At 44.1% G+C, this 22,816-nt stretch carries 17 protein-coding genes and 1 tRNA gene; 9 read left to right on the plus strand and 9 right to left on the minus strand.

What is annotated here, in order from left to right; translation table 11 throughout:
- Positions 1 to 254 precede the first annotated feature (254 nt).
- The 5 genes from ACFPFU_RS25250 to ACFPFU_RS25270 all read right to left on the minus strand — a co-directional run bounded on the left by ACFPFU_RS25250 (position 255) and on the right by ACFPFU_RS25270 (position 4,637).
- Positions 255 to 752 (minus strand): hypothetical protein, encoded by a 498-nt coding sequence (locus ACFPFU_RS25250; protein ID WP_377069470.1) that lies wholly within the window; start codon positions 750 to 752, stop codon positions 255 to 257.
- A gap of 521 nt (positions 753 to 1,273) precedes the next feature.
- Complete coding sequence (locus tag ACFPFU_RS25255) at positions 1,274 to 1,825, minus strand: hypothetical protein (protein ID WP_377069472.1); 552 nt, start codon at positions 1,823 to 1,825, stop codon at positions 1,274 to 1,276.
- Positions 1,826 to 1,839: 14 nt separating this feature from the next.
- Complete coding sequence (locus tag ACFPFU_RS25260) at positions 1,840 to 2,658, minus strand: universal stress protein (RefSeq protein ID WP_377069474.1); 819 nt, start codon at positions 2,656 to 2,658, stop codon at positions 1,840 to 1,842.
- A 3-nt stretch (positions 2,659 to 2,661) separates the two neighbouring features.
- Positions 2,662 to 4,143, minus strand: a complete 1,482-nt coding sequence (locus ACFPFU_RS25265) for a potassium/proton antiporter (protein WP_377069476.1) — start codon at positions 4,141 to 4,143, stop codon at positions 2,662 to 2,664.
- A 422-nt stretch (positions 4,144 to 4,565) separates the two neighbouring features.
- Positions 4,566 to 4,637: transfer RNA gene (locus ACFPFU_RS25270), tRNA-Arg, on the minus strand.
- A 207-nt stretch (positions 4,638 to 4,844) separates the two neighbouring features.
- Here ACFPFU_RS25270 and ACFPFU_RS25275 point away from each other — a divergent pair.
- The 6 genes from ACFPFU_RS25275 (at position 4,845) to ACFPFU_RS25300 (ending at position 12,184) form a co-directional block, all read left to right on the plus strand.
- Positions 4,845 to 5,405, plus strand: coding sequence for a 30S ribosomal protein S16 (locus ACFPFU_RS25275; RefSeq protein WP_377069478.1), 561 nt, complete (start codon positions 4,845 to 4,847; stop codon positions 5,403 to 5,405).
- 15 nt (positions 5,406 to 5,420) lie between these two features.
- On the plus strand, positions 5,421 to 5,951 hold the full coding sequence (gene rimM, locus ACFPFU_RS25280) for a ribosome maturation factor RimM (protein ID WP_377069480.1): 531 nt from the start codon (positions 5,421 to 5,423) through the stop codon (positions 5,949 to 5,951).
- 1 nt (position 5,952) lies between these two features.
- Positions 5,953 to 6,660, plus strand: a complete 708-nt coding sequence (gene trmD / locus ACFPFU_RS25285; protein WP_377069502.1) for a tRNA (guanosine(37)-N1)-methyltransferase TrmD — start codon at positions 5,953 to 5,955, stop codon at positions 6,658 to 6,660.
- Positions 6,661 to 6,729: 69 nt separating this feature from the next.
- On the plus strand, positions 6,730 to 7,095 hold the full coding sequence (gene rplS, locus ACFPFU_RS25290; protein ID WP_377069482.1) for a 50S ribosomal protein L19: 366 nt from the start codon (positions 6,730 to 6,732) through the stop codon (positions 7,093 to 7,095).
- A gap of 489 nt (positions 7,096 to 7,584) precedes the next feature.
- Positions 7,585 to 10,659, plus strand: coding sequence for a SusC/RagA family TonB-linked outer membrane protein (locus tag ACFPFU_RS25295; protein ID WP_377069484.1), 3,075 nt, complete (start codon positions 7,585 to 7,587; stop codon positions 10,657 to 10,659).
- Between the two features lie 19 nt (positions 10,660 to 10,678).
- A complete protein-coding gene (locus ACFPFU_RS25300) occupies positions 10,679 to 12,184 on the plus strand; it encodes a RagB/SusD family nutrient uptake outer membrane protein (protein WP_377069486.1) in 1,506 nt (501 codons plus the stop codon).
- Between the two features lie 79 nt (positions 12,185 to 12,263).
- Here ACFPFU_RS25300 and ACFPFU_RS25305 read toward each other — a convergent pair whose 3' ends face one another.
- On the minus strand, positions 12,264 to 14,153 hold the full coding sequence (locus ACFPFU_RS25305; RefSeq protein ID WP_377069488.1) for an ABC-F family ATP-binding cassette domain-containing protein: 1,890 nt from the start codon (positions 14,151 to 14,153) through the stop codon (positions 12,264 to 12,266).
- 328 nt (positions 14,154 to 14,481) lie between these two features.
- Between ACFPFU_RS25305 and ACFPFU_RS25310 the strand changes: the two genes are divergently transcribed.
- Positions 14,482 to 15,507, plus strand: coding sequence for an LLM class flavin-dependent oxidoreductase (locus ACFPFU_RS25310; protein ID WP_377069490.1), 1,026 nt, complete (start codon positions 14,482 to 14,484; stop codon positions 15,505 to 15,507).
- A 46-nt stretch (positions 15,508 to 15,553) separates the two neighbouring features.
- Here ACFPFU_RS25310 and ACFPFU_RS25315 read toward each other — a convergent pair whose 3' ends face one another.
- Together ACFPFU_RS25315 and ACFPFU_RS25320 are read right to left on the minus strand one after the other, a co-directional pair.
- Entirely contained in the window at positions 15,554 to 16,894 is a 1,341-nt protein-coding gene (locus ACFPFU_RS25315; protein WP_377069492.1) for a Gfo/Idh/MocA family oxidoreductase, read from the minus strand.
- A 172-nt stretch (positions 16,895 to 17,066) separates the two neighbouring features.
- Positions 17,067 to 18,089 (minus strand): formylglycine-generating enzyme family protein, encoded by a 1,023-nt coding sequence (locus ACFPFU_RS25320; protein WP_377069494.1) that lies wholly within the window; start codon positions 18,087 to 18,089, stop codon positions 17,067 to 17,069.
- A gap of 105 nt (positions 18,090 to 18,194) precedes the next feature.
- Between ACFPFU_RS25320 and ACFPFU_RS25325 the strand changes: the two genes are divergently transcribed.
- Positions 18,195 to 19,226, plus strand: a complete 1,032-nt coding sequence (locus ACFPFU_RS25325) for an amidohydrolase family protein (RefSeq protein WP_377069496.1) — start codon at positions 18,195 to 18,197, stop codon at positions 19,224 to 19,226.
- Between the two features lie 15 nt (positions 19,227 to 19,241).
- Here ACFPFU_RS25325 and ACFPFU_RS25330 read toward each other — a convergent pair whose 3' ends face one another.
- On the minus strand, positions 19,242 to 22,388 hold the full coding sequence (locus tag ACFPFU_RS25330; RefSeq protein WP_377069498.1) for a DUF5107 domain-containing protein: 3,147 nt from the start codon (positions 22,386 to 22,388) through the stop codon (positions 19,242 to 19,244).
- Positions 22,389 to 22,470: 82 nt separating this feature from the next.
- On the opposite strand from ACFPFU_RS25330, the gene ACFPFU_RS25335 reads away from it, so the two are divergent.
- A partial coding sequence (locus ACFPFU_RS25335) for a hypothetical protein (RefSeq protein WP_377069500.1) occupies positions 22,471 to 22,816 on the plus strand: 346 nt, incomplete at its 3' end.

The following is a 22,816-nucleotide window of genomic DNA, read 5'->3' on the forward strand; positions in this document are numbered from 1 at the left end:
TGTGTTCGAAAGAATCCAGAGCCATAAACAAAAAGACCTCTACCAGCTCCTACCCTCAAACTGGGAAGAATACCGTCCTAAATAAAATCCCCTTATTTAACAAGACGGGGTTTGTCGGAGGGATACATTAATCAAATGCAATTCATTGTTGTAGAGTTGTAGCAACAAACAAATGCTTAGTATTGTGTGACGCTTTCTTGATTGTAGGTTAACTGAAAAAAGACCCTATGATCTTTCCATAGGGTCTTGCTTTTTTACTTTATGTTTATTATTCGGTCGTTTAACTGCTTTACCCACTTGTCAGCCAACTGCAATTGCCCACTTAGCTGTGTATTTATTTCCTTATCATAAAGCTCAAACCTTATTTCATTCATGCGATTATTTGCCGGTGTAAAGCAGAGTTCAATACGATCAGTAATAACTAAGTTTCCTTCTTTAGTTTTTATTGTCCGTGCCTTCTTTGCAGTATGGCATGTTTGAATTTCAGACAGGTCAACGTGTTGAGAAACAAAATTTTCTTCTTTTTTCTTATAGAAGAACGCGAAATTTTTACTCTCGTCTAAGCCTATAATAAAATCACTACAAAACTCGTATTGGCTTATTTCGCAGTTATGTTCCTGAGCAATTCCTTTCAATGATTGAAACAAAAGCCGTTCCTTCTTCTTTCTGTTCCGATAATCATAAACAAAAGGCAAAGCAAATATGGCTAATCCAACAACACCTACTAAGGTGGTTCCTAAATCTATTTCCATCTTTTTCAATATTTTTTAAAATTCGATAATTACTAACTGGGCAATGTAAAGTAACAATGCCATCCTCAAATCAAGTCAGTCAAATTGTCCAGAAAGACAATGACAACTTAAAATGAATTACCAAAAATAATGGAATGGGAAAATGATATCGGATTTTCTATGGTTTACAAGAAAATTTCTCGAAAGCCTGAAGTATTGGGCAAACCTAATTTCAATTAGCCGATTAATTGATTCGGTTTTTACAATAAAACCTGGATAGGAATATTTGAAATTTAGTGGAGGAAAATTATTGGCGTTTTTGCCATTATACTCTGAATGCGCAATGTGACAAAAAATCTGTGACGCAACCCCTGATAAGAACTTGTCCTTTTCAATTTTTAGTCCATATTGAATTCCAGAATCTAAATAGGAGTTTGTAGCAATACCTATTGCAAAGCTATAAATAGCTACTAAGTTAATTGCGATTAGAATTTTGGCAGTGTTTTTCACGTTGCAAAGGTAGCTTGGTATATCATACAATTTCAAATTTGGTTAGACGGATTTGAAAAAAAAGTTTTGAGATAAACCACAGTACTCACTGAAACAAGCAATAAGCCAATAATATTGGTAATGGTTGTAAAAAACCCGATAAATAATATCAGCATACCTGTGATTAACATTCTTTCAGAATACCTAATCAATTCCATTGCCGAAAGATCTTCAATATTTATAGAATATTTGAACAATTCTTTGTCAATATGGATTTGAGCAACAACAATCCAAATAATCGCTATTTTTAATATAAGTAATCCGACTAAATTAATCAATGGGTGATGAAATATATCAAGTGGGATAAACAAATAATAGAATTCAGGTATAGCAGAATAAATTATTATCATCACTCCAAAAACAGAGAATACCAGCCAAAAATGACCGCTTCCTTTCTTTAATCGGTTATATTCGGCTATCTTGTTTGTGGTAGGCAAGGTCTCTGTTAGCTTTGATGTTTTTCTGAATCTGTTCCAAAAGACAATAAGGCAAGTAACCACAAGCATGAAAGCTGGTAAATACATTTGTAATGTTGGGTCAGTCATAATTTATTCTTTTTTTATGGTAAAACAATCAATGGGGTTTGTCCTTCATACACTAATTCGTTTATTAAAAAACGTCTGAAAAGTTGGTCAGTTAAAAGGCGTGAGCCTTTTTGAACAACTAACATATCATCAAACTTAATATTAAGTATTTTCTTTATGTCGTCTAATGGATTGCTGCCTTCATAAATAGCAAATGATGTGTTGTATCTATTTGAAAACATTTCTTTTAACTCTTTTAGGTGTTTTTCAATTCCTATGGTTTTTTCATTAGGTTTTGCCAAATAGAAAAAGGTAATAGTGGTGTCTTTATTGTCAATGAAACTTAAGAATTTGTTCAATTCCGAAACATTCAATGGGTGTTTTTCTGTTACTGCCACATAAATTTTTTCGTGTGAAAAAGAATCAATTTCTTTGGGCACTGCAACAATACAATTTTTTATTTTATCAATAACCTGAAGTGCAACGCTTCCAAGGAATATCTTTTTGAGAAAGCCCGTTCCTTTAATTCCCGTAAAAATTAAATTTTCATAGGGTTCTTTTAAAAGTTTTGGTAAGATAAACTCTAAATTGCTATCCGAAACTTTGAACGAAACTTTTATAATTGGCGGAATGAGTTCCTTTGCCAATGCCTTTAATTTTTGTAATGCTTGATCATTCGTATATTCCGCAATTTGTTGTCTACTTTTATTATCTGTAAGTGCAGGGGCTAAAACAATGGACTGATGAACCAAGAGCAATTCAGCATTAATCTGTTCACTCCAACTGCAAGCATACTTTATTAAGTTGCTTGAATACTCCGAAAAGTCAATAAGTATGATAAATCGGTTTTTCATTGCTTATGTTTTTGAAGTGGTGTTTGGTTTTTGCAGACTCTCATTAACCTTTGTGAAATCTTCTTGGCTATCTGCAAGAACCATTAAAATGTCTTTTGCTTCTAACTCCGTTGAACCGCCCGGACGAATAAATTCTCCGTTTCTTTTTATCATCACAATAAATGCCGATTTAGGAAAATTCAAATCCACAATTCTTTTGTTTACTGCGTGAAAATCGGGTAAAATTTCAAATTCTTGTAAGGATGATTTAGGTAGGTCTAAAATAAACCTGTCTATTTCGGTAATCTTTTTTGCTTTTTCAGGCAAAGCAACATTGAGCCATTTCGCAACGATTGATAAAGTAGTTCCTTGAATTATGACGGATGTAACCGATATGAAAAATACAATATTGAAAATCATATTTGCTTTGTCTATCCCTGCCAAAAGTGGATAGGTGGCAAAAACAATTGGAACCGCACCGCGCAAACCAACCCAAGAAATATAAAATCTTCTTCTCAGTTTCATTTTAAAAAATATCAAACTCAGAAAAATACTTATTGGTCGGGCAACAATTATCAAAAATAATGAGACGAGTATTCCAATTCCGAAATATGGTATTATTTGATAGGGAAAAACGAGTAATCCCAAAGTAAGGAACAGGACAATTTGCATCAGCCAAGCCAAACCATCAAACATTTTCAAAATGGTTTTCTTGTGAATTAGGTCTTGATTACCTAAATAAACCGCACAGATGTAAATTGCAAGAAAACCGTTTCCATCTACAAAGTCGGTAGCTGAAAATGTAATAAACATTAAAGCGATAACCAAGACAGGGTAAAGCCCTTCAAAGTCGAGTTTAATATTATTGATGATGAATTTACTTAGCTTTCCAAAGCCAAAACCTGCAATACCTCCCAAAATCATTTGTTGGAAAAAAAGCGGAATGATTGAAACAATATCTTGGTCTTGATTGATTACCAAAGTCAAAAAAGCGATTGTCAAAACATACGCCATTGGGTCGTTACTACCGCTTTCCAATTCTAAAGTCGGACGTAAATTGGTCTTTAAGGCAAGACTTTTTGAGCGTAAAATTGAAAATACTGCTGCTGCATCCGTCGATGAAACAATAGAACCCAAAAGCATACTTTCATAAATTGTAAAGTCTGTAACGAACCAAACAAAAGTCCCAAGTGAAAGGGCAGTCAACAAAACACCTAATGTGGATAAAACAAGTCCTTCTCTTAGAATTGGCTTTACAGAAGTCCAATTCGTGTCAAGACCGCCTGAAAACAAAATGAAATTAAGTGAGATAATACCGATAAATTGAGCAATTTGTGGGTTGTCAAACCGAATACCGCCAATGCCGTCAGAACCTGCCAACATTCCGATTGTCAAAAAGAGCAATAACGTCGGAACGCCAAATTTATATGAAGTCTTTCCTGCAATAATGCTTATAAGAAGTAATAGAGAACCAACTAATAATATATTTTCAATTGCTAAATTCATTCTTTTTTTCTCCTAATATATTTCTGCACAAATGTACGTTTTCTGATTAGTTAAAGTGTCAAATAGCCTTGTTGTTTTTAAGTTTTGTCGAGCAGTAAACCGTCAAATTTAAAGAATTCGTTTAGGAATCGGTCGGCATTGTCACCAACTAATTTATAAGAGATTATTTGTTAACTTTAGCAAATGGAATTTTTTCCTATAATGCTCTATCTTACAAAAAATATATTTTAAACTTAAGTCTTCGCCAGAGAGATAGAGGTTTCCCCAAGTGTTGGGCGTTGAAGTTGTAGTTGTGGGAATTGGGATCGAATCCTGAAGTCAGGACAGGGTTTATGAACCTATCCATCCATATATACAGGGTACGGGTTTGACGAGCCGTGAGGTGTAAAAAAAAGACCGGCATATTAAGACCGGTCTGTGTGTAGCCTCGACAGGAATCGAACCTGTATCTAAAGTTTAGGAAACTTCTATTCTATCCATTGAACTACGAGGCCATTTTACGTCAAATCACTGCGGTTTCGGGTGTTTCCAATCCCCTTCGGGAAAGGCCTTTTCCGAAAAACACCGCAATTTAAACCAATATTTTGCTATTACGCAAATAATGTAAAGGCTTATTGTTCTTTTTAATATTATTCCCCTATCTTTGCAGTCCAAAATTAGCGATGGACGGGATCCATCAATTCACTAAATATCAATAGAATATGGCAGTAAAAATCAGATTAGCACGTAGGGGCCGCAAAAAGTTGGCCATCTATGATGTAGTAGTAGCTGATGCTAGAGCTCCACGGGATGGACGCTTTATCGAGAAAATCGGGACATACAATCCCAACACTGACCCCGCATCGATCAACATCAACAACGACCGCGCGTTGAAATGGTTGATGAACGGTGCCCAGCCTACCGACACGGTAAAGGCCATGCTTTCCTACAGGGGAGTGATGTTGAAGAAACACCTGCAGATAGGTGTGGTAAAGGGAGCCATCACGCAGGAACAGGCGGATGAAAAGTTCCAGGCTTGGCTCGAAGACAAAGAAAAGGCCATTGCAGCCAAAGTGGACAGAATCACGCAGGCAAAAGACAGTGCCAAAAAAGCAGCACTCGAAGCAGAAGCTGCTAAAAATCAGGCCCGTCTTGATGCCATCAAGAAAAGGGAAGAAGAAGCCGCTGCAGCAGCTGCTGCTGAAGAAGCAGAAGCAAAGGCAGACGAAAATACCGAAGCGGGAGCCGACGCCCCTGCTGAGGACAGTGAAAATCAAGCCTAAACCCTCCTGTCAACCATGAACAAAGACAATTGTTTTCAATTGGGCCACATCGCCAAAGTTCATGGACTGCAAGGGGAACTGTTATTGGTGCTGGATGTGGATTTCCCTGAGGATTATGAGGGAATTTCACATGTTTTTGTAGAAAAAAACAACAGGTTGGTCCCTTATATATTGGAACACCTGGTTCCTCAGCCCAACAACAGGTTTTTGGCCAAGTTTGAAGAATTCGACCATATAGATCAGGTTAAACCTTTTGTGGGAGCAGGAATCTATCTTCCGCTGAAAGAACTGCCTGAACTGGAAGAAGGACAGTATTATTTCCATGACTTGGTCGGATGTACCGTGATTGATGAAAAGATGGGGGAACTGGGAAAAATAAAGGTCATCTACGACCTGGATACCCAAGACCTGATCGGAATGGAATACCAGGGAAAAGAAGTTTTGATCCCCATCCAGGACGGTATCATCCAAAAAGTCGACAGGACAGCGAAACAAGTTTTCTGTCAGTTGCCCGAGGGCTTGCTTGACATCTACCTGAATGACTGAAATGCGGATTGATATCATCACCGTAGTACCCGGAATCCTGGAAGGCCCCTTTTCCCACTCTATTTTGAAGAGGGCTGAAGACAAGGGCCTTGCTAAGGTAAGGGTCCATAACCTGCGGGATTATGGCATCGGCAAACAACAAAGCGTGGACGACTATGCTTTTGGTGGGGGCGCCGGCATGGTGATGATGATCGAGCCGATCGCCAGTTGCATAGCCGGATTGAAAAAGGAAAGATCCTATGATGAGGTCATCTACATGACCCCTGACGGCGAATCCTTTGATCAGTCTATGGCCAATGCCCTTTCTCTAAAAGAGAACCTGATCATCCTTTGCGGCCACTATAAAGGCGTGGATGAGCGGATAAGGGAGCATTTTGTGACCCGGGAAATAAGTATCGGGGATTATGTGCTTTCTGGAGGGGAACTGGCTGCTGCAGTCGTAACAGATGCGGTTATCCGCCTTATTCCCGGAGTGCTCAACGATGAAACTTCCGCACTCACGGATTCCTTTCAAGATGGCCTGCTGGCACCGCCCGTTTATACAAGGCCGGCAGACTACCAAGGTTGGAAAGTGCCGGAGGTACTGTTGTCAGGACATGCAGCCAACATAGAGGCATGGAGATTTGAACAATCGGTTCGCCGTACCCAGGAAAGAAGGCCCGCGTTATTGGCCAAAAGGTACAAAGGCGATAATACAAAGAACGGTTAGATATTAGTAAAAACATCAGGCCACACCGCAGTGAGGCCGTTAAAAAGCGATAAGCAAAATAGTAAAGCAATGAGCGAACTACTTAAATTCGTAGAAGAGGATTACAAAGACGTCAGATCGAAGTTTCCATCCTTCAAAGCCGGGGATACCATTAATGTCCATGTAAAAATTACGGAAGGCAATAAAGAGCGTATCCAGCAATTTCAGGGTACGGTGATCCAAAGAAAAAATGTCAATACCAACGGTGAAACCTTCACGGTAAGGAAAGTTTCAAATAGCATTGGAGTAGAGAGGATTTTTCCAATCATCTCTCCCGCCATTGAAAAAATCGAACTGTTGAGAGAAGGTAAGGTAAGAAGAGCCAGGTTGTTTTACCTTAGAGGAAGACAGGGTAAATCCGCCAGGATCAAAGAAAAGATCAGGGTCAAGAAATGATTCCATCATTTTTTTCAGAAAGGGGGCTTCGGCTCCCTTTTTTGTGCCGGTCATATCCCCTCCAATCCAATGGCCTTTCCCAATAAGCAAACCAGGAATCAAGCTGTATTTTGATCCACTTTTCAGAGGCTTCTTGAAATATTTTTAAGTTCAAATCCTTTGTGTCAATTCATGAAGACCTGTCCCAGACTTGTTTTGGGGAATCGTGAGCAATGTAAATCGGAGACTGGGGTTTAATCCCAAAACGGGGATATTGTGTTAATCTGTCAAATATTATCCGACCTTTGATGGCGTACCCTGTATTTATTAAATTTTTGCAATTTTATTTTAAATTGATGAACTAATTCCTAAATAAATAACGAAATTTTTAATATTCCTGATATTTATTTTTACAAAAGCAGTACAGGATGGGATAGTGTTTTGAATTGGGTTAATTATCATGACTTTGGTCAGCTTTTTATTTAATGATAAACTCAAAACCAAAAAACTATGGAAAAAGAATACTTAAACACCTTATGGAAAAAGGTCTTTGGCCTTTTAGGTGTGGCCATCATGCTAGCCTTATCCGGCCATGCCCAGGAACTTGGGCAGGTATCGGGAACGGTAGTTTCTGCCGACAATGCGGAACCGCTACCGGGAGTGTCCTTATTGGTAAAGGGAACAAATCGAGGTACTGTGACCAATATGGAAGGGGAATTTTCACTTCAGGCCGCCGCCGGCGAGGTACTTACAGCCAGTTTTATCGGGTTTGAAACCATTGAGATTCCCGTTACCTCCGGTCAAACCGTATACGATATCACCATGGAGGCTTCACTGGGTGATCTGGGAGAAGTGGTGGTAGTGGGCTACGGTTCGCAACGCCGGGCAGACATCACCTCCGCGGTATCCGTGATCAATATGGACAACATAGGGGATGTGCCTACCACCAATGTTTCCCGATTGCTGCAGGGCCAGGCGGCAGGCGTGCAGGTGCGGCAAACATCCGGCCGGCCGGGACAGGAGATGGAAGTCACCATAAGGGGCATCGGATCCCTTGGTGCAGGAAGCCAACCCTTGTATGTGGTGGATGGGTTCCCGGTGGGTACCGCTTTGGGCCAGAATCTCAATCCAGCAGACATTGAAAGCATTACCGTATTGAAGGACGCTGCCTCCACCGCTATTTACGGTGCAAGGGGTTCCAACGGCGTAATCCTGATCACGACGAAATCGGCAAAGGAAGGGACAGTGGGTCTTGACTTTGTGGTCAACCACGGTGTACAGAATGTGCCCAATTCCCGCCGTACCAGAATGATGAACGGTGTGGAGTTCGCCCGGTTCAAGCATGAAAGTTTTGTGGACCGCATCCGCTATTTTGAACAAAGAGAGCCTTCTTTGGAAGAGATCCCCATGGAGTTCAGGTACCCCGAACAGACTACGGTTTCAACGGATTGGTTTCAGGAAATTATGAACCAGAACGCACGGTTCCAGAATTACAATGCCACTTTGACTGCCGGTAAAGGTGATATCCGTTCTTTGGTTTCTGTGGGGTATGTAAACCAGGAAGGCGCCGTGATCAATACCGGTTTTGAGCGGTTCAACGTAAGGGCAAATGTGGATGGCAGAATCAATGACTTCATCAGCATGGGATGGAACATCGCTGCTTCCCATTCTAAAGAAAATTATGCCGGCACTGATGGCAGAGATGCCTTGATAGGCAGAGCACTATGGGCCGACCCCAGGTTTCCGGTTTATAACGAAGACGGAAGTTTCAACACATTTATCGGTGGTACACATGGTGTATTCGGCACCGCAAATGTGGTTCAGGAACTCCATGAAATGGAAAGAACATTGCATACGAATAACGTGCTCACTAACGGATTTTTGGAATTTACTTTCCTGAAAGATTTTAAATTCAGGACTTCCGTTAACGCTACCTTAATCAATTCCGCGCAAAAGGAATTCAGACCCTCTACCTTAGCAGGTCCTGGTTTCAACCAGCCACCTCCAAGGGAAGCTACCTTGATGCAACGCTCCTTCGAGTCCCTTAATATCGCTGCCGACCAGTTATTGTCCTATAACAAGTACATAGGACAACATAAATTCGAAGGCCTGCTTGGTTTTTCTGCCCAGGAAGAGACCGTAAAACACCTTCAGGGCAACGGCAACGAATTTCCGAACGATCAGGTAAGGTACCTTAATTCCGCAGTAAGGCAGACCTCCGGATCCGGAGAAGCTGACTGGAGCCTTATGGCTTATTTTGTCAGGGCCAACTATTCCATTGCGGACAAATACCTGTTTTCTGCTTCCATGCGGAGGGAAGGAAGTTCCAGATTCGGTGCCAACAATAAATGGGGTAATTTCCCGGCATTTTCCGCGGGATGGAGGATCTCCGAAGAATCTTTCATGCCGGAAACCAACTGGATCACGGATTTGAAATTAAGGGCCAGCTATGGCATCACCGGCAACAACGCCATCGGTAATTACAGCAGCCTTTCCAACATGAGGCTCTCCAATTATGTGCTGGGCGGCAATTTTGTCAACGGACAGGTGCTGGCCAACTTTGCCAACGCCAACCTGGGCTGGGAACAATCCGAACAAACAGATATCGGCCTGGATCTGGCCATGTTTGACAACCGTCTGATCCTGACGGCGGAATACTATAACCGGCTTACCAATAACATGCTGTTATCCGTAGAGATGCCCGTGATTTCCGGATTTACCCAGTCTCTGGACAATGTCGGAAAAGTCCGAAACCGGGGCCTGGAACTTGCCTTGGACTACAGGACACGGATCAACCAGCTGAACCTGAGATCCAATCTCAACTTGACCATTAACCGCAATCAGGTACTTGAGATCCGGGGGGAAAACGATGAAATATGGAGTGGCGGATTTTATAGCACCTACAACGTTTCCAAAGTAGGAAGACCTTTGGCCATGTTACACGGCTTTAAAATGATGGGGATATTCAATACCGAGGAAGAGATAGAGGCCTGGCCTACCCAAGACGGTGCGATACCGGGTACTTACAAATACTTTGACGCCAATGGGGACGGGGAAATATCCTACGATCAGCAGGATATGATAGAAATCGGAAATCCCCATCCCGACTTTATTATAGGTTATACCTTGGGAGGGGATTACAAAAATTTTGACTTCAACCTGATGTTTACCGGAGCATTTAATTATGATGTGTTCAGGAACATTGAAGCCACTACCATGAACATGGACGGGGTTTTTAATATCCTTCAGTCGGGCGTGAACAGGTGGCGTTCTCCTGAAAACCCAGGTGACGGGGTGGGCGCTACCACCAATACCTGGAAATGGCAGCGTGAATCCAATTCGAGGTATGTGTATGATGCTACCCATGTCTGGTTGAGAAATGTAACTTTAGGTTACACCATTCCTCATAACCCTGTAATTCCCAATGCCAGATTGTTTGCCAGTGCGGAAAATCTGTTTCTGATGACCTCCTTCCCCGGAAGCAACCCTGAAGTCAACCGAAGAGGCGGAATCAATATCGGAGTAGATGACGAGGCGTATCCCATGCCCAGGACATTTACGCTTGGCGCCACGATCAGATTTTGAACCCTAAATACAAAAAATCATGAAAAATAGAAATATATATGCGGTTTTGATGAGTTTGGGACTGTTAATCAGTTCCTGCGGGGAAGATTTCCTCAATAAAACGGATCCGACGGTTTTGGTAGCTGAAAACTTTTATGAAACCGAAACCCAATTGATACAGGCGGTGAGCGGGGTGTACGGCCAATTGCAACCGCTTATCAGCAACCAATGGCAATACACGGAATTTATCACGGACAACACCACGCTCCATTTCAACCCCGGTAACAGAGGCCAGGGCCCCGCATTGGAGGCGCTGGAATTCTGGCAATACAACGCTGCCACTCCCAATATTACCAATTTGTATAACAGCACCTACGGAACCCTGGTCAACGTGAATACGGCCCTTGCCCGGTTGCCAGAGGCAAATGCCAGTGATGAAATCAAGCAACGCTCAGAGGGAGAGCTCAGGTTTGTAAGGGCTTATCTGTATTTCCTGCTTGTACAGTATTTTGGGGATGTGATCATCGTAACCGAACCCATCAGTACCCCATCTGAGGCATTCCTTTATGAGCGGGAACCGGTGGAAACCGTTTATCAACTGATAATATCCGATCTTCAAAGCGCTGCAAACACGCTTCCCTCAAGTCATCCGGCCAGTGAGACAGGCAGGGTCACAAAAGGGGCGGCCTTGTCCTTATTGGGAAAGGTTCACCTTACCAGAAAGGAATATCCCCAAGCCATTGCGGTACTGAACCAAGTTTTGCCACTTGGGTACAGTTTGTTGGGAAATTATGGGAACATTTTTGATCCGCAAAACAAAAACCATCAGGAGTCCATTTTTGAGATCCAGTTTCAGGGGGACAACCTATTCGGAGTGCACAGCAATTTTATCTATACTTTTGCGCCCAGAGAATCTTTTGGGGCAGTAATCGATTTTCCCGGACAGGAGGGCGGTGGTTGGAATACGCCCACAAAAGATATCATAGCGGCATATGAGGAAGGTGACCTCAGAAAAGAAGTGTCTCTGAAGGAAGGATATACTGATTTGGACGGCAATTGGGTGCCGGTGCCGTTTATCAACAAATACAATCATCCCCATTCCATCCGGGGAGTCACCAACGATAACTGGCCCGTGTTGAGGTATGCGGATGTGCTATTGATGCTGGCGGAAGCCATCAACGAAGAAAACGGTCCCACTGCTGATGCCCATGGTTACCTTAATCAGATCAGAGAAAGGGCTGGATTGGATCCCATTACGGGCCTTTCCCAATCTCAATTCAGGGATGCGGTTTTGCGCGAAAGGAGGATAGAACTCGCGTTTGAGAACCATCGGTGGTTTGATTTAAAAAGGACCATGTCTACCCAGGAACTGGTGGATTTTCTAAATGCCTATGGCCTCAGGGAAAGGGCAGACCCTACCACATCCAGGGGAGGCATTCCTTTTTCCAATGACGACTTTGTGTTTGAAGCCCACCAAGTGTTGTTTCCCATGCCACAAGACCAGATGAGGATCAATCCTTCTCTCCAACAAAACCCGGGGTATTGACCGGAAACTGCATTTATTATCCATCGGTTTTTTGTTTGTAGCCAAAAAACCGATGGATTCTTTTATCCAAACGGGCAATTTAATCGATTCCTTCCAATTCACTGAGTTCCAACCACCGCATCTCAAGTGTTTCCATCCGCCTGTCAATCTCCTCTATTTCCTTGGACCATGCCAGAAGTTCTTCGTGGTCTTCGCTGCCTTGGTTAATCTTGCCTATCAAATCGTTTTTTGCCTTACCAAGTTGTTCCAGCTCAAGGTTGATGTTTTCAAATTCTTTTTTTTCCTTATAGCTCGCCTTGGTTTTATCCGGTTTTTCTTCAACCTTAATCTGTTCGGGTTTTTCGGTGACCGTTTCAGGCTTCGAGCTGTCCTTTCTGGCTTTCTCCCATTCCCTGAAATCCGTATAGTTGCCCGGAAAATCCCTGATGCTTCCTTTACCCTCAAACACAAAGAGATGGTCTACAAGACGGTCCATAAAATAACGATCATGGGAAACAATGACCAGGCATCCCGGAAAGTTGTCCAGGAACTCCTCCAACGTATTCAGCGTCACAATGTCCAGATCATTGGTAGGTTCATCCAGAATCAAAAAATTGGGACTTTTGACCAAAACCATCAACAACTGCAGCCTCCTTCTCTCCCCTCCACTGAGCTTGGCGATAGGTGTGTGTTGTTGTTTGGGCGGAAAACCAAACTGGTTTAAAAATTGGCTGACTGTAATGGCACTTCCGTTGGCCAGGGTGACCACTTCCGCCACTTCTTTGACAATGTCCAGCAACTTCTTGCTTTCATCAAAGCTGTCCTCCTCCTGCCGATAATAACCAAATGCGGTGGTCTGCCCTTTTTCGATCTCCCCGCTGTCGGGATCAAGTCGCCCCGTAATCAAATTCAAAAATGTCGTCTTTCCCGCACCGTTGGGTCCCACAATGCCAATCTTATCGCCTTTTTTGAACGTGTAACTGAAATCCTTTATCAGCTCAAGACCATCATAAGACTTGTTTAAATCACGGATTTCCACGATTTTTTTCCCCAGCCGCTGGGAGGTCACTTCCAGGGTAACCTCTCGCTCTTCCCGTTGTTGGAATGCTTTTTCCTTTGTTTCCTCAAATGCATCTATCCTGTACTTGGCTTTGGTCCCCCTGGCTTTCGGCTGCCTCCGTATCCATTCCAGCTCTTTTTTGTAAAGGCTTTTCGCCTTTTCCTGCTCAGTAGCCTCTACCGCTCTCCTTTCGGCTTTCTTTTCCAGGAAATAACCGTAATTGCCGGCGTACCGATAGATATTCCCCCCATCCATTTCCAGTATTTGATTGGTTACCCTGTCCAAAAAATAGCGGTCATGGGTCACCATCAGGAGGGCAAGATTCGCCTTGGAAAGGTAATCCTCCAGCCACTCGATCGTCTCCAAATCCAAATGGTTGGTGGGCTCGTCAAGTAACAAGAGATCGGGCTGAGAGAGGATAGCCTTTGCCAATGCCACTCTTTTCCGCTGACCCCCACTCAAAGTTCCCACCTCAATAGCCGTGTCATGCAAACCCAACTTACCGAGAACTTCGTTGATTTTATGTTCGAAATCCCATGCCTGCAAACGGTCCATTTTTTCAAAAAGTCCATGAAGCGCTTCTCCATCATCCCCCTCCTTTTGGGAAGCAAGCAGGGCCTGCTGATATTCCTGGACCACCTGCAGCATTTCATTATCCGTATCTTCGAAAATCGTCTGATAAATAGTCAAATTTGCTGTGAATACCGGGTTTTGGTGCACATAAGCTATTTTAGTGGCCTGATTGAGCGCCACCCTGCCCTCATCGGCTATTTCTTCACCCATGATGATCTTCATGAGGGTTGATTTGCCGGCGCCATTGATGCCTACCAGGGCTGTTTTTTGACCCTGCTCAATCCCAAATGAAATATTTTTAAACAACACCCTTTCACCAAAGGATTTACTTAGATTTTCTACGGAGAGGTAATTCATGCTGCAAAATTACCAAAAGATTCGCTGCATTGACAGGAATGTCGGATTTATTGTCATGTGATGCACGCGTGCGGATGTCCTAATCTGCAACGGGAGGGTAACCAACGGCACGGAGGAAAAATCGCTGCATAATCATATCCCGATAAGTGGCTTTAGTGACACCAAATCCTGGCTTCCGCGTATGGGCGCATTCTTTAACAACCATTCCATGGGAAGAAAGGCATTAACCTAAGAACTGCCCGATCCAGTGGTTTTAAAGTGCTGTTTTTCCAATATCTGAGGAACGAAATCCGAAAACCTGCGGTTAGTTTCCCATACACACTGGTCCATGAAAAAAACTAATGCCGTTTTTCCCTACTCCGTCCTGGATTTGGCCATTCTAAAATCCGGACATGATGCACAAGACGCTTACATCAGAAGCCTTGATCTTGCCAGACATGCTGAAAAATGGGGTTACTCCCGGTTTTGGCTGGCCGAACACCATAATATGGCCCATGTGGGAAGTTCATCGCCCACCATCCTGATGAGCCATATAGCCCATGGAACCCAAACCATACGGGTGGGTTCGGGAGGGATCATGTTGCCAAACCACAGCCCGCTCATGGTGGCCGAACAGATCGGAACCCTGGAAAAGTTGTTTCCAGGCAGAATAGACCTCGGGCTGGGAAGGGCGCCCGGGACGGACCAGAAAACCGCGGCCGTACTAAGGAGGGGAAGGGTGGAGACCGTGCAGGAGTTTCCCCATGATCTGGAAGAATTGCAGATGTATTTTTCAGAAGACAATTTTGACGCGCCTGTCCGGGCGTTTCCTGCGGAAGGGCTTGATGTTCCCATATACCTGTTGGGATCAAGCATGAGCAGTGCTGTGCTGGCGGCAGAAAGAGGCTTGCCCTATGCTTTTGCCAGTCATTTCGCGCCGGCTTATTTTGCCCAGGCGATCAGGCATTATAAAAACCATTTCTCGCCCTCCGCAAAAAGCAAAAAACCCTACCTGATTTCCTGCATCAACATCATTGCGGCAGATTCCGATGAAAAAGCCCATCATTTGGCCACTTCATTTTACCAAATGGCCCTTGGCATCGTCAGGGGAAAATCCTATCCCTTACGGCCACCGGTAGACAATATGGATGCGATATGGCATCCTGAAGAAGCGGCCGCCATAAAAAACATGATGGCTTACAGTTTTATCGGCAATAAGAAAACCGTTGGTGCTGCATTGGAGGAATTCATCCAGGCCACAGGTGTCGATGAAATCATGGTGACCACCAATATTTACGACCATGGAGACAGGCTCAGGTCCTTTGAACTGGTCTCAGAGATTTTTAAAGAAATGAAAGTGTCCACTATGGTATAACTCCCATAGTGGCATCGCAACTGTACATCTATAAAGTGCTCAGGTATTATAGAGGCGGTGATATTCCTGGAACCGGAACAGGATAACAACCGTCCTCTCCCGCTACAAAGCGGGGCATCTCATTCCATTCAAACTTTTCCGGCAGTAGATGGAGTTCTGAGGCCAGGGATTCATCCCAGGATAACAGCTGGCCGCTATGGGAAGCCATTCTGCCCATGATGGTGGTCATGGTGCTTTTGGCACCCCAGTCGGTGTCATTCAAGGGTGTCCCGTTCCTGATGCATTCGAACAGATGATCTGTCTGGAGTTGGTAAGGGTTTCCATATTTTTGCCGGTTTCTCCAAATCACATTTCCCTTATGGTCTGTAATTGAAGCGTTTTTAAAGTCAGCAATCCCCTTTGTGCCTATGATATACGCCCCGCCTTTATTCCAGGTCCCACCGATATGCCTGATCTGGCTGTTCAGCTTGACATTGTTTTCGTATTCGTATTCAATGAAAAAATTATCAAATATATCGCCATAATCAGGACCTCTCTGGCCGGATTTTCCACCCAAACCACTTGCTTTGACAGGATAAGCATCCATTACCCAGTTCACAAGGTCTGTATTATGTATTTGAAGGCCTGCAGGTGAGCCCGCCCATAGCCAATTAAAATGCCTCCAATTCCGCATTTGAAATTCCATCTCCGTCCATTCCGGTTGACGGGGAACAAGCTTGACCGGACCGATCATATAATAATCGGATGCCGAAATAATTTCACCGATTTCCCCATCCCTGACCCTTTTGGCCACCTCCTGAAATTCCGGTGCATAGCGGTTCTGTAAACCAACCAGCACCTTTAGCCCTTTTTGATCGGCAATTTTTCCGACTTCCAAAACTTTTCGGATCCCGGGTGAATCAGAGGCCAAAGGTTTTTCCATAAAAACATGTTTACCGGCTTCCACGGCGGCTTCAAAATGCAAAGGCCTGAAAGCCGGGGGTGTGACCAACAAAACCACATCGGCCAATTTTATCGCTTCTTTATACCCATCAAACCCCACAAATTTGTGCTCTTCCGAAACTTTCACTTTTTCTTTCACCCCTTCTATCTGCATCAGGTTGTCATATGTCTCATCAAGTTTATCTCTGAACGCGTCCGCCATGGCCACCAACTCCACACTCCCTTCAGTTCTGAGGGCGTTGACCGCAGCACCGGCTCCCCGGGCACCACAACCAATCAATGCGACCTTGAGGGTTTCATCCACACCATGATGAAATGAAGCCATGGATTGCAAAGGGAGGGCCGCTCCCAACGTGGCACCTGCTATGATGGTTCCCGAATGTTTGATAAAGTCCCTGCGTGAATGCGGGCTGTTTTTCGTTTGGCCTTCAATGATCTTTTTCATATTTATTGTCGGTTTCTCCTATTGATCTGATTATCTTTTAATTACAATGCCGAGTTTGGAAAATAAAAATAAAACTAAAAAAAGAAAGCCGTATAGCAATCTGCTAAAAAATAACCGGAAACTATTCACAATCATGTAGCTCACCTGTTGGATGCCATAATATGACCTGCGATTAAAAATCTTTAATGGCTTCATAAAAATAAGCTTCAATTTCTTCCCTTGATGGATTTTTCAAAGGCCGGACTATCCTAAATCCTACATGGGAGGCATCTGTCAGCCACCAGTCGCTCTTTGGTATTTGCGGATCCCTTTGCTTCCAGCTTTCATCAGATTTAGCTCTGGCAGCCGAGCGCAGCGCTTCCGGATCATCATCCCAGCTTCCGCCCCTCACCACATGGGGATAGGTTTGGGTGGTTTCGGCCCACCTTTGGCCACCTTTTTCTTTATGACGATAATAATCAGCATGGTATTGATCCATTACCCACTCTGCCACATTGCCGTGCATATCATGAAGTCCCCAAGGGTTAGGTTTTTTTGTCCCCACTTGCTGGTATTGATTTTTGCTGTTTTTAAAATACCAAGCATATTCGTCTAACCGGGCCACATCATCTCCAAAATGGTAAGCAGACTGGCTCCCGGCCCTGCAGGCATATTCCCATTCTTCTTCAGTGGGCAGGCGATAAAAATCCCCGGTCTTTGCCGTCAGCCACCTGCAATAAGCCAAAGCTGCATAGTGGGTCATATTGACTGCCGGATAACCCTTTTTCCCCATCCCAAAGCTCATGTCCACAAAAGGTGGAGTGGGTCGCGACACGCCATCCACTTGGTTATTTTCCAATATATCGTAGTTCAGTTTTTCGGCTATCTGTTTTTCCATCCGGGGATCCACAAACAATTCAAACTCATCCCAGGTAACCTCATGCTTCCCCATCCAAAAAGCCGGGATCTGAACACTATGGGCGGGGAATTCATCAGCATTTCTGCCGGCTTCCGACTCCGGGCTTCCCATCATGAATTCCCCTTTAGGAATGGCTATCATTTCAAATTCCACCTCAGATCCTGGGATCGCCTGCTTGTAATTTTCAAAATTTCCTGAGGTTATCAGCATACTGTAGTCAAAGGAACAGAAAATAAAAGTAACCAAGACCAGAGGAAGAAGGGTTTCATAAATCTTTCTTATATTTTGTCTTTCCATAGAGAGTAAGGTTTGGCCACCGGCAAATTATTATCCCAGCACAGCCTATATCGTAGGTATTGATATCGAAATATATAATTTTATTACAATAAGAAGCCAATAACGATGATAATATCTAACCGTGAAAACTATTTTATAGAAGAATATGAAGAATTGGAAAAATATGACATGCACATGCATTACAATATTTCCAACAGTTTTTTCCTTAAAGCATCAATCGCCGAAAATTTTAAGCTACTCAGTATCAATGTCGATGTGGGTGACGCATTCCCCTCCTTGGAAAATCAAAGGGATATGGTAATCGGGCTCATGAATGATATCCCGGAAACTTTGTTCTTTTCCACCAGTTTCAGCATGCAGGGCCACCGGAAGTCAGGTTGGACAGACAGGGTCATCGACTATATCAGGGATTCAAAGGAAAAAGGAGCGGTGGCAGTGAAGGTTTGGAAAAATATCGGCATGGATTGCAGGGATGAAAAAGGGAGGTTTATGATGATCGATGACCCATTATTTGATCCCATTATGGAATGCATCATTCAGCTGGACCTTCCCCTGATCGGCCATATCGGAGAACCAAAAAACTGCTGGTTGCCACTGGAGGAAATGACGGTTTCCGGGGATTATGAATATTTTAAAGCGCATCCGGAATTTCACATGCACCTGCATCCGGAATTTCCAACCTATGAGGAGCTTATCGCGTCCCGGGACAGGCTGCTGGAGAAATTTCCTTCACTCCGGTTTATCGGCGCACACTTGGGAAGCATGGAGTGGAGCGTGGACGAAATTGCCAAACGACTGGATAAGTACCCCCACATGGCGGTGGATCTGGCAGAAAGGATCTCTCATCTACAGCTGCAGGCGGCCAGGGACTGGAAGAAAGTCAGGGACTTCATCTGCAAATACCAGGACCGCATCATATATGGAACCGACATGGTCATTGAACAGGACCTGGGCGAAAACAAGATGCTGGAAAAGGCCAGAGAAATCCGGTCCCGGCATTGGAAATTTTTTGTATCGGATGAAAAGATGTCCTCTCCAAAAATCGACATGCCATTCCAGGGTCTCCAGTTACCGAAGGGTGTGGTGAATAAAATATACTGGGACAATGCCAAGCGATGGTACCCAGACATCCGATGATTAACCTGCAATCCCTTATTTATCAGAGGCCATAATGATTCTTTCCAGCAATAAATAGGCTCTGCTTTGATTGTTCAATTCATCCAAATTGACCGCCTTGTCTTTTCCAGATAGGGCTCCGATCAACTTAACGGACCGCTCATCTCCCCTTTCCTGAATTTGGGACCACAATGCCTCCGCTTTATCCTTCTGCCCTGTGTTATCCATGGCTTTCAGCACCAATGCCAAATGGAGTTGTACATTTCTCCTTCCCTCTACCTGCGTTTCCTCAAAAAGGTTATTCATGGCCGATTCATAGCCCTTTTTATCGCCCGAGAACTTCGAAATCAGGCCCAGCAGATAGGTCTGTAACGTTTCCCGGGTATTGAAAGGTTTTCCGACGCCGAGGTTTTCCGGCCACTCCAAAGACTTGACAACTTTTTCCCTGGCGGATTCCAACCTGCCAGCTTCCATATCGTCCAAAGCTGCATGTAAATATACATGTTCAAAAATGGCCCGGCCCTCGCCAGCCCCCTCATAAGGCAGCACGTGGATGGCGTCCAATACTTTCATGGCCAATTCATATTTGCCGTTATGGGATAAAGCCCTGGCATAGTCCATTTCTATCACATAGTTCCCTCCAAATTTTTGGACCGCTTCACCCAAGAGGGCTAGCTGATCCCCAAACTGTCTTTTGTTTTCATAATACTGGCCCAAAAAATGCCATGTTCTCCACTGCGACTTATCCATTTCCAGGGCTTTCTGAAAATCAGCAAGGGGTTCATAACCATCCGTATCTTTTAACAACAAGGCCCTATTTAGATAGAACAACGCTTCTTCGGGCTGGTCCTGGATGGACAATAACAGATCATTTGCTTCGCTGGATTCCCCCAAAGTGGACAGGTTCAAAGCCAGGTAATATTTAAGCTTCCAGTTGTCCCTTAACCCATTGGCCCATTTCAGCATTTCCATGGTCTCCTTTCTGAAGGGAAAAACAAAATCGATGGGCTCGCCAAGCATTTTAGCGAGGTATACATCCTGCTGTTCCTTATCCAAATACGCCAACCAAAGGTCCGAAAGCGGATGTTCGGGGCCTGCCTTTAATGCCTTGACGGCCTCCCCTGCTCTCCCATATTTTAGATAAAGTGAAGCCAGCTCAAGAAATGTCTGGTAGGGAAACTCATTGTTTATCCCGGATCTAAAATCCTCCAGGCTGTGGATGTCCGGATCAAGAAGATGCAACTCAAACCGCGCAAAATGATTCAGAGGATCAATGTCTTTGATTTTTTCATACGCCTCCAAGGCCACCATTTTTTTATTCGTTAACCGGCCAATCAATCCTAATACCTGATAAGCCATGATGTTGTTCACATTGAATTCCAATGCTTTTTTGGCATAATCCCTGGCCTTCCACAGATCTTCCATCACCAGATAAGTCTCTGCCATGGCGGTATATGCGGAAGACCTGAATTCCATGGATCTTGCGGCCCATCCGAAAGCTTCCAATGCATCAATATGTTGTCCCAATGCCCTGTAAATTGCCCCTGCTACAAAATTGGCCTGCGGATCATAAAAATCATTGGATAAGGCCAGGTTGATGTTTTCCAAAGCTTCCTGATGCTTGCCGAACCGGTACAACATCTCTGCATAATCCACACGGGCCCTTTGGTGGGCTGGGTCTGTTTCAAGGCATGCTTCATATTTTGTTTGGGCAAGCGCAAAATGCCTGCTGTAGTAACTTTGGCGGGCATCATAGTAAAGTTGCTCTACTTTGGAAAAGTCATAAGCCGAACTTCTGTCGTAAGGCCGGCTCAATAGGTTGGGGTCTTCCTTTTTCCATTGATAAGTGGGACAACCGTTGATCAGCACTTCCAATTCCTTTAATTCGCCCTTTAGTGGGGCGGTATGGGAAAACACATCCATGGGGTTCAGGTCAACATCTAAATCGGCCTGATCTGTATTGTTTATCCTGATGACCATGGAGCCCTTTATAGGCTGGAAAGGATTAAAGTTTAAGGTCAACTGCCCTGTTGCCTCCTTGATAAAAAAACTTCCTTTTTCAGACGCGGAGCTTATCCCGCCTATATCTTTTACCGGGAACCAATAATCGGTCCATCGGTCCACTGTATACGGCTGAAAACCGACTTTGGTCAATGGGGTCGGGTACCTGGAAGGCTGGAACTGATTCATGAGCCTGCCTGCCTGAAATTCTATATATTGTCCGCTTTTGTCAGTAAGCAGGTCCTCCCATATGCCCCCAGACCTTGAAAGCGCCCATATCCACAGCTTTTTCCCAGGCATATCATCAAAAGCCGCAAAATGACCAAAGCCAATCCCGGTATCATGAAAGTATCCTCCGAAGTAATTTTCAAAGGAGCCTGCCATATGATGGGATTTACTCCCTCCAAAGGCATTGTTTTTATATCTGGAAATTTCATTTCCCGCTTCATCCACAGGCCAACTTAAAGGCTGACCGCTATGTTGCAGGGCGATATTTCCCGGGTAAAAAAATTCAAGGTCATCTCCGGTATGGGCTGCCGCAGTCATCCAATTGTAATAAGGTTGACGGGCCATTTCGGGATTATACCACAGGCCTTCAGTTTCGAAATACGCCCGGTCCTTGAGAAGATTGATCTTTACCCGCCATTGGGTGCGGGACGGCAGGTCCATGGTTCCAACCACGCAGGTCACGCTTCCATCCTCATTTTCATAGAACACGTAATCCACAGGAGTGGCTGTGGCGGGAGAATGCCCGATAATCCCAAAATTAAACTCAATTCCCCCGGAGGTCCAAGGGCCCCGCATGGCAATATTGCGGAATTTTACCACCTCATTTTGATAAATAAAATCCTCTCCCGTAGACTTTTCCACCGCCCCCCATACCCTACCGCCCACTTCGGGAAGAACGGTAACCTCCAAAAAGTCATTTTCAAGGGTAATCACTTTCCAAACCCTGTCCTCGGGCTTTGTGCTGTAACCTTCAAACCTGAAATAAGGATACATGTCTGTTTTATATACCAAGGAAGGCACAGGGCTTGGATCTGAGAAGGGATAAGTAACAAATGTTTTATTTTCGATGGAGACATTGGCTTTTTGAGAAATAGCCGTTTCCGATATTAATAATATACCAAGTAGCAAAACATAATATTTCAGGCTGGACGGTTTTATAATGGCAATGCCCATTTTCGGATGATTTAGTATGAAAAACAATTAAACAAGCCAATATAATCAAAAACAAAATACCGATGTTATACCTTTTTATAGGATGCGGAAGGAATGCTTAAAAAAATCTCCCATTGGAATATTCAGGGAACAGGGAATGGGGAACGGGGAACCGGACAAAAACTCCCGTGCACTTTTCTTTCCTGTCCGTTATCCACCGAATGTTCAAGGAATCAGGGAACGGGGAAGCGGAGGAAGGCCTCCCGTTTGTTTTTCACTGTTCAGCGTTCACGGAGTGTTCATGAAACCGGGAACAGGGAACGGGGAACAGAACAGGACAGGACAAAAACTTCCATGCACCTTCCTTCCTAGCCGCTATCCACCGAATGTTCAGGAACCCGGGAACGGGGAAGCGGCCAAAAACTCCCGTGCACTTTTCATTCCTGTCC

This window comes from Negadavirga shengliensis, from assembly GCF_042652345.1.
Classification (GTDB): domain Bacteria; phylum Bacteroidota; class Bacteroidia; order Cytophagales; family Cyclobacteriaceae; genus Negadavirga; species Negadavirga shengliensis.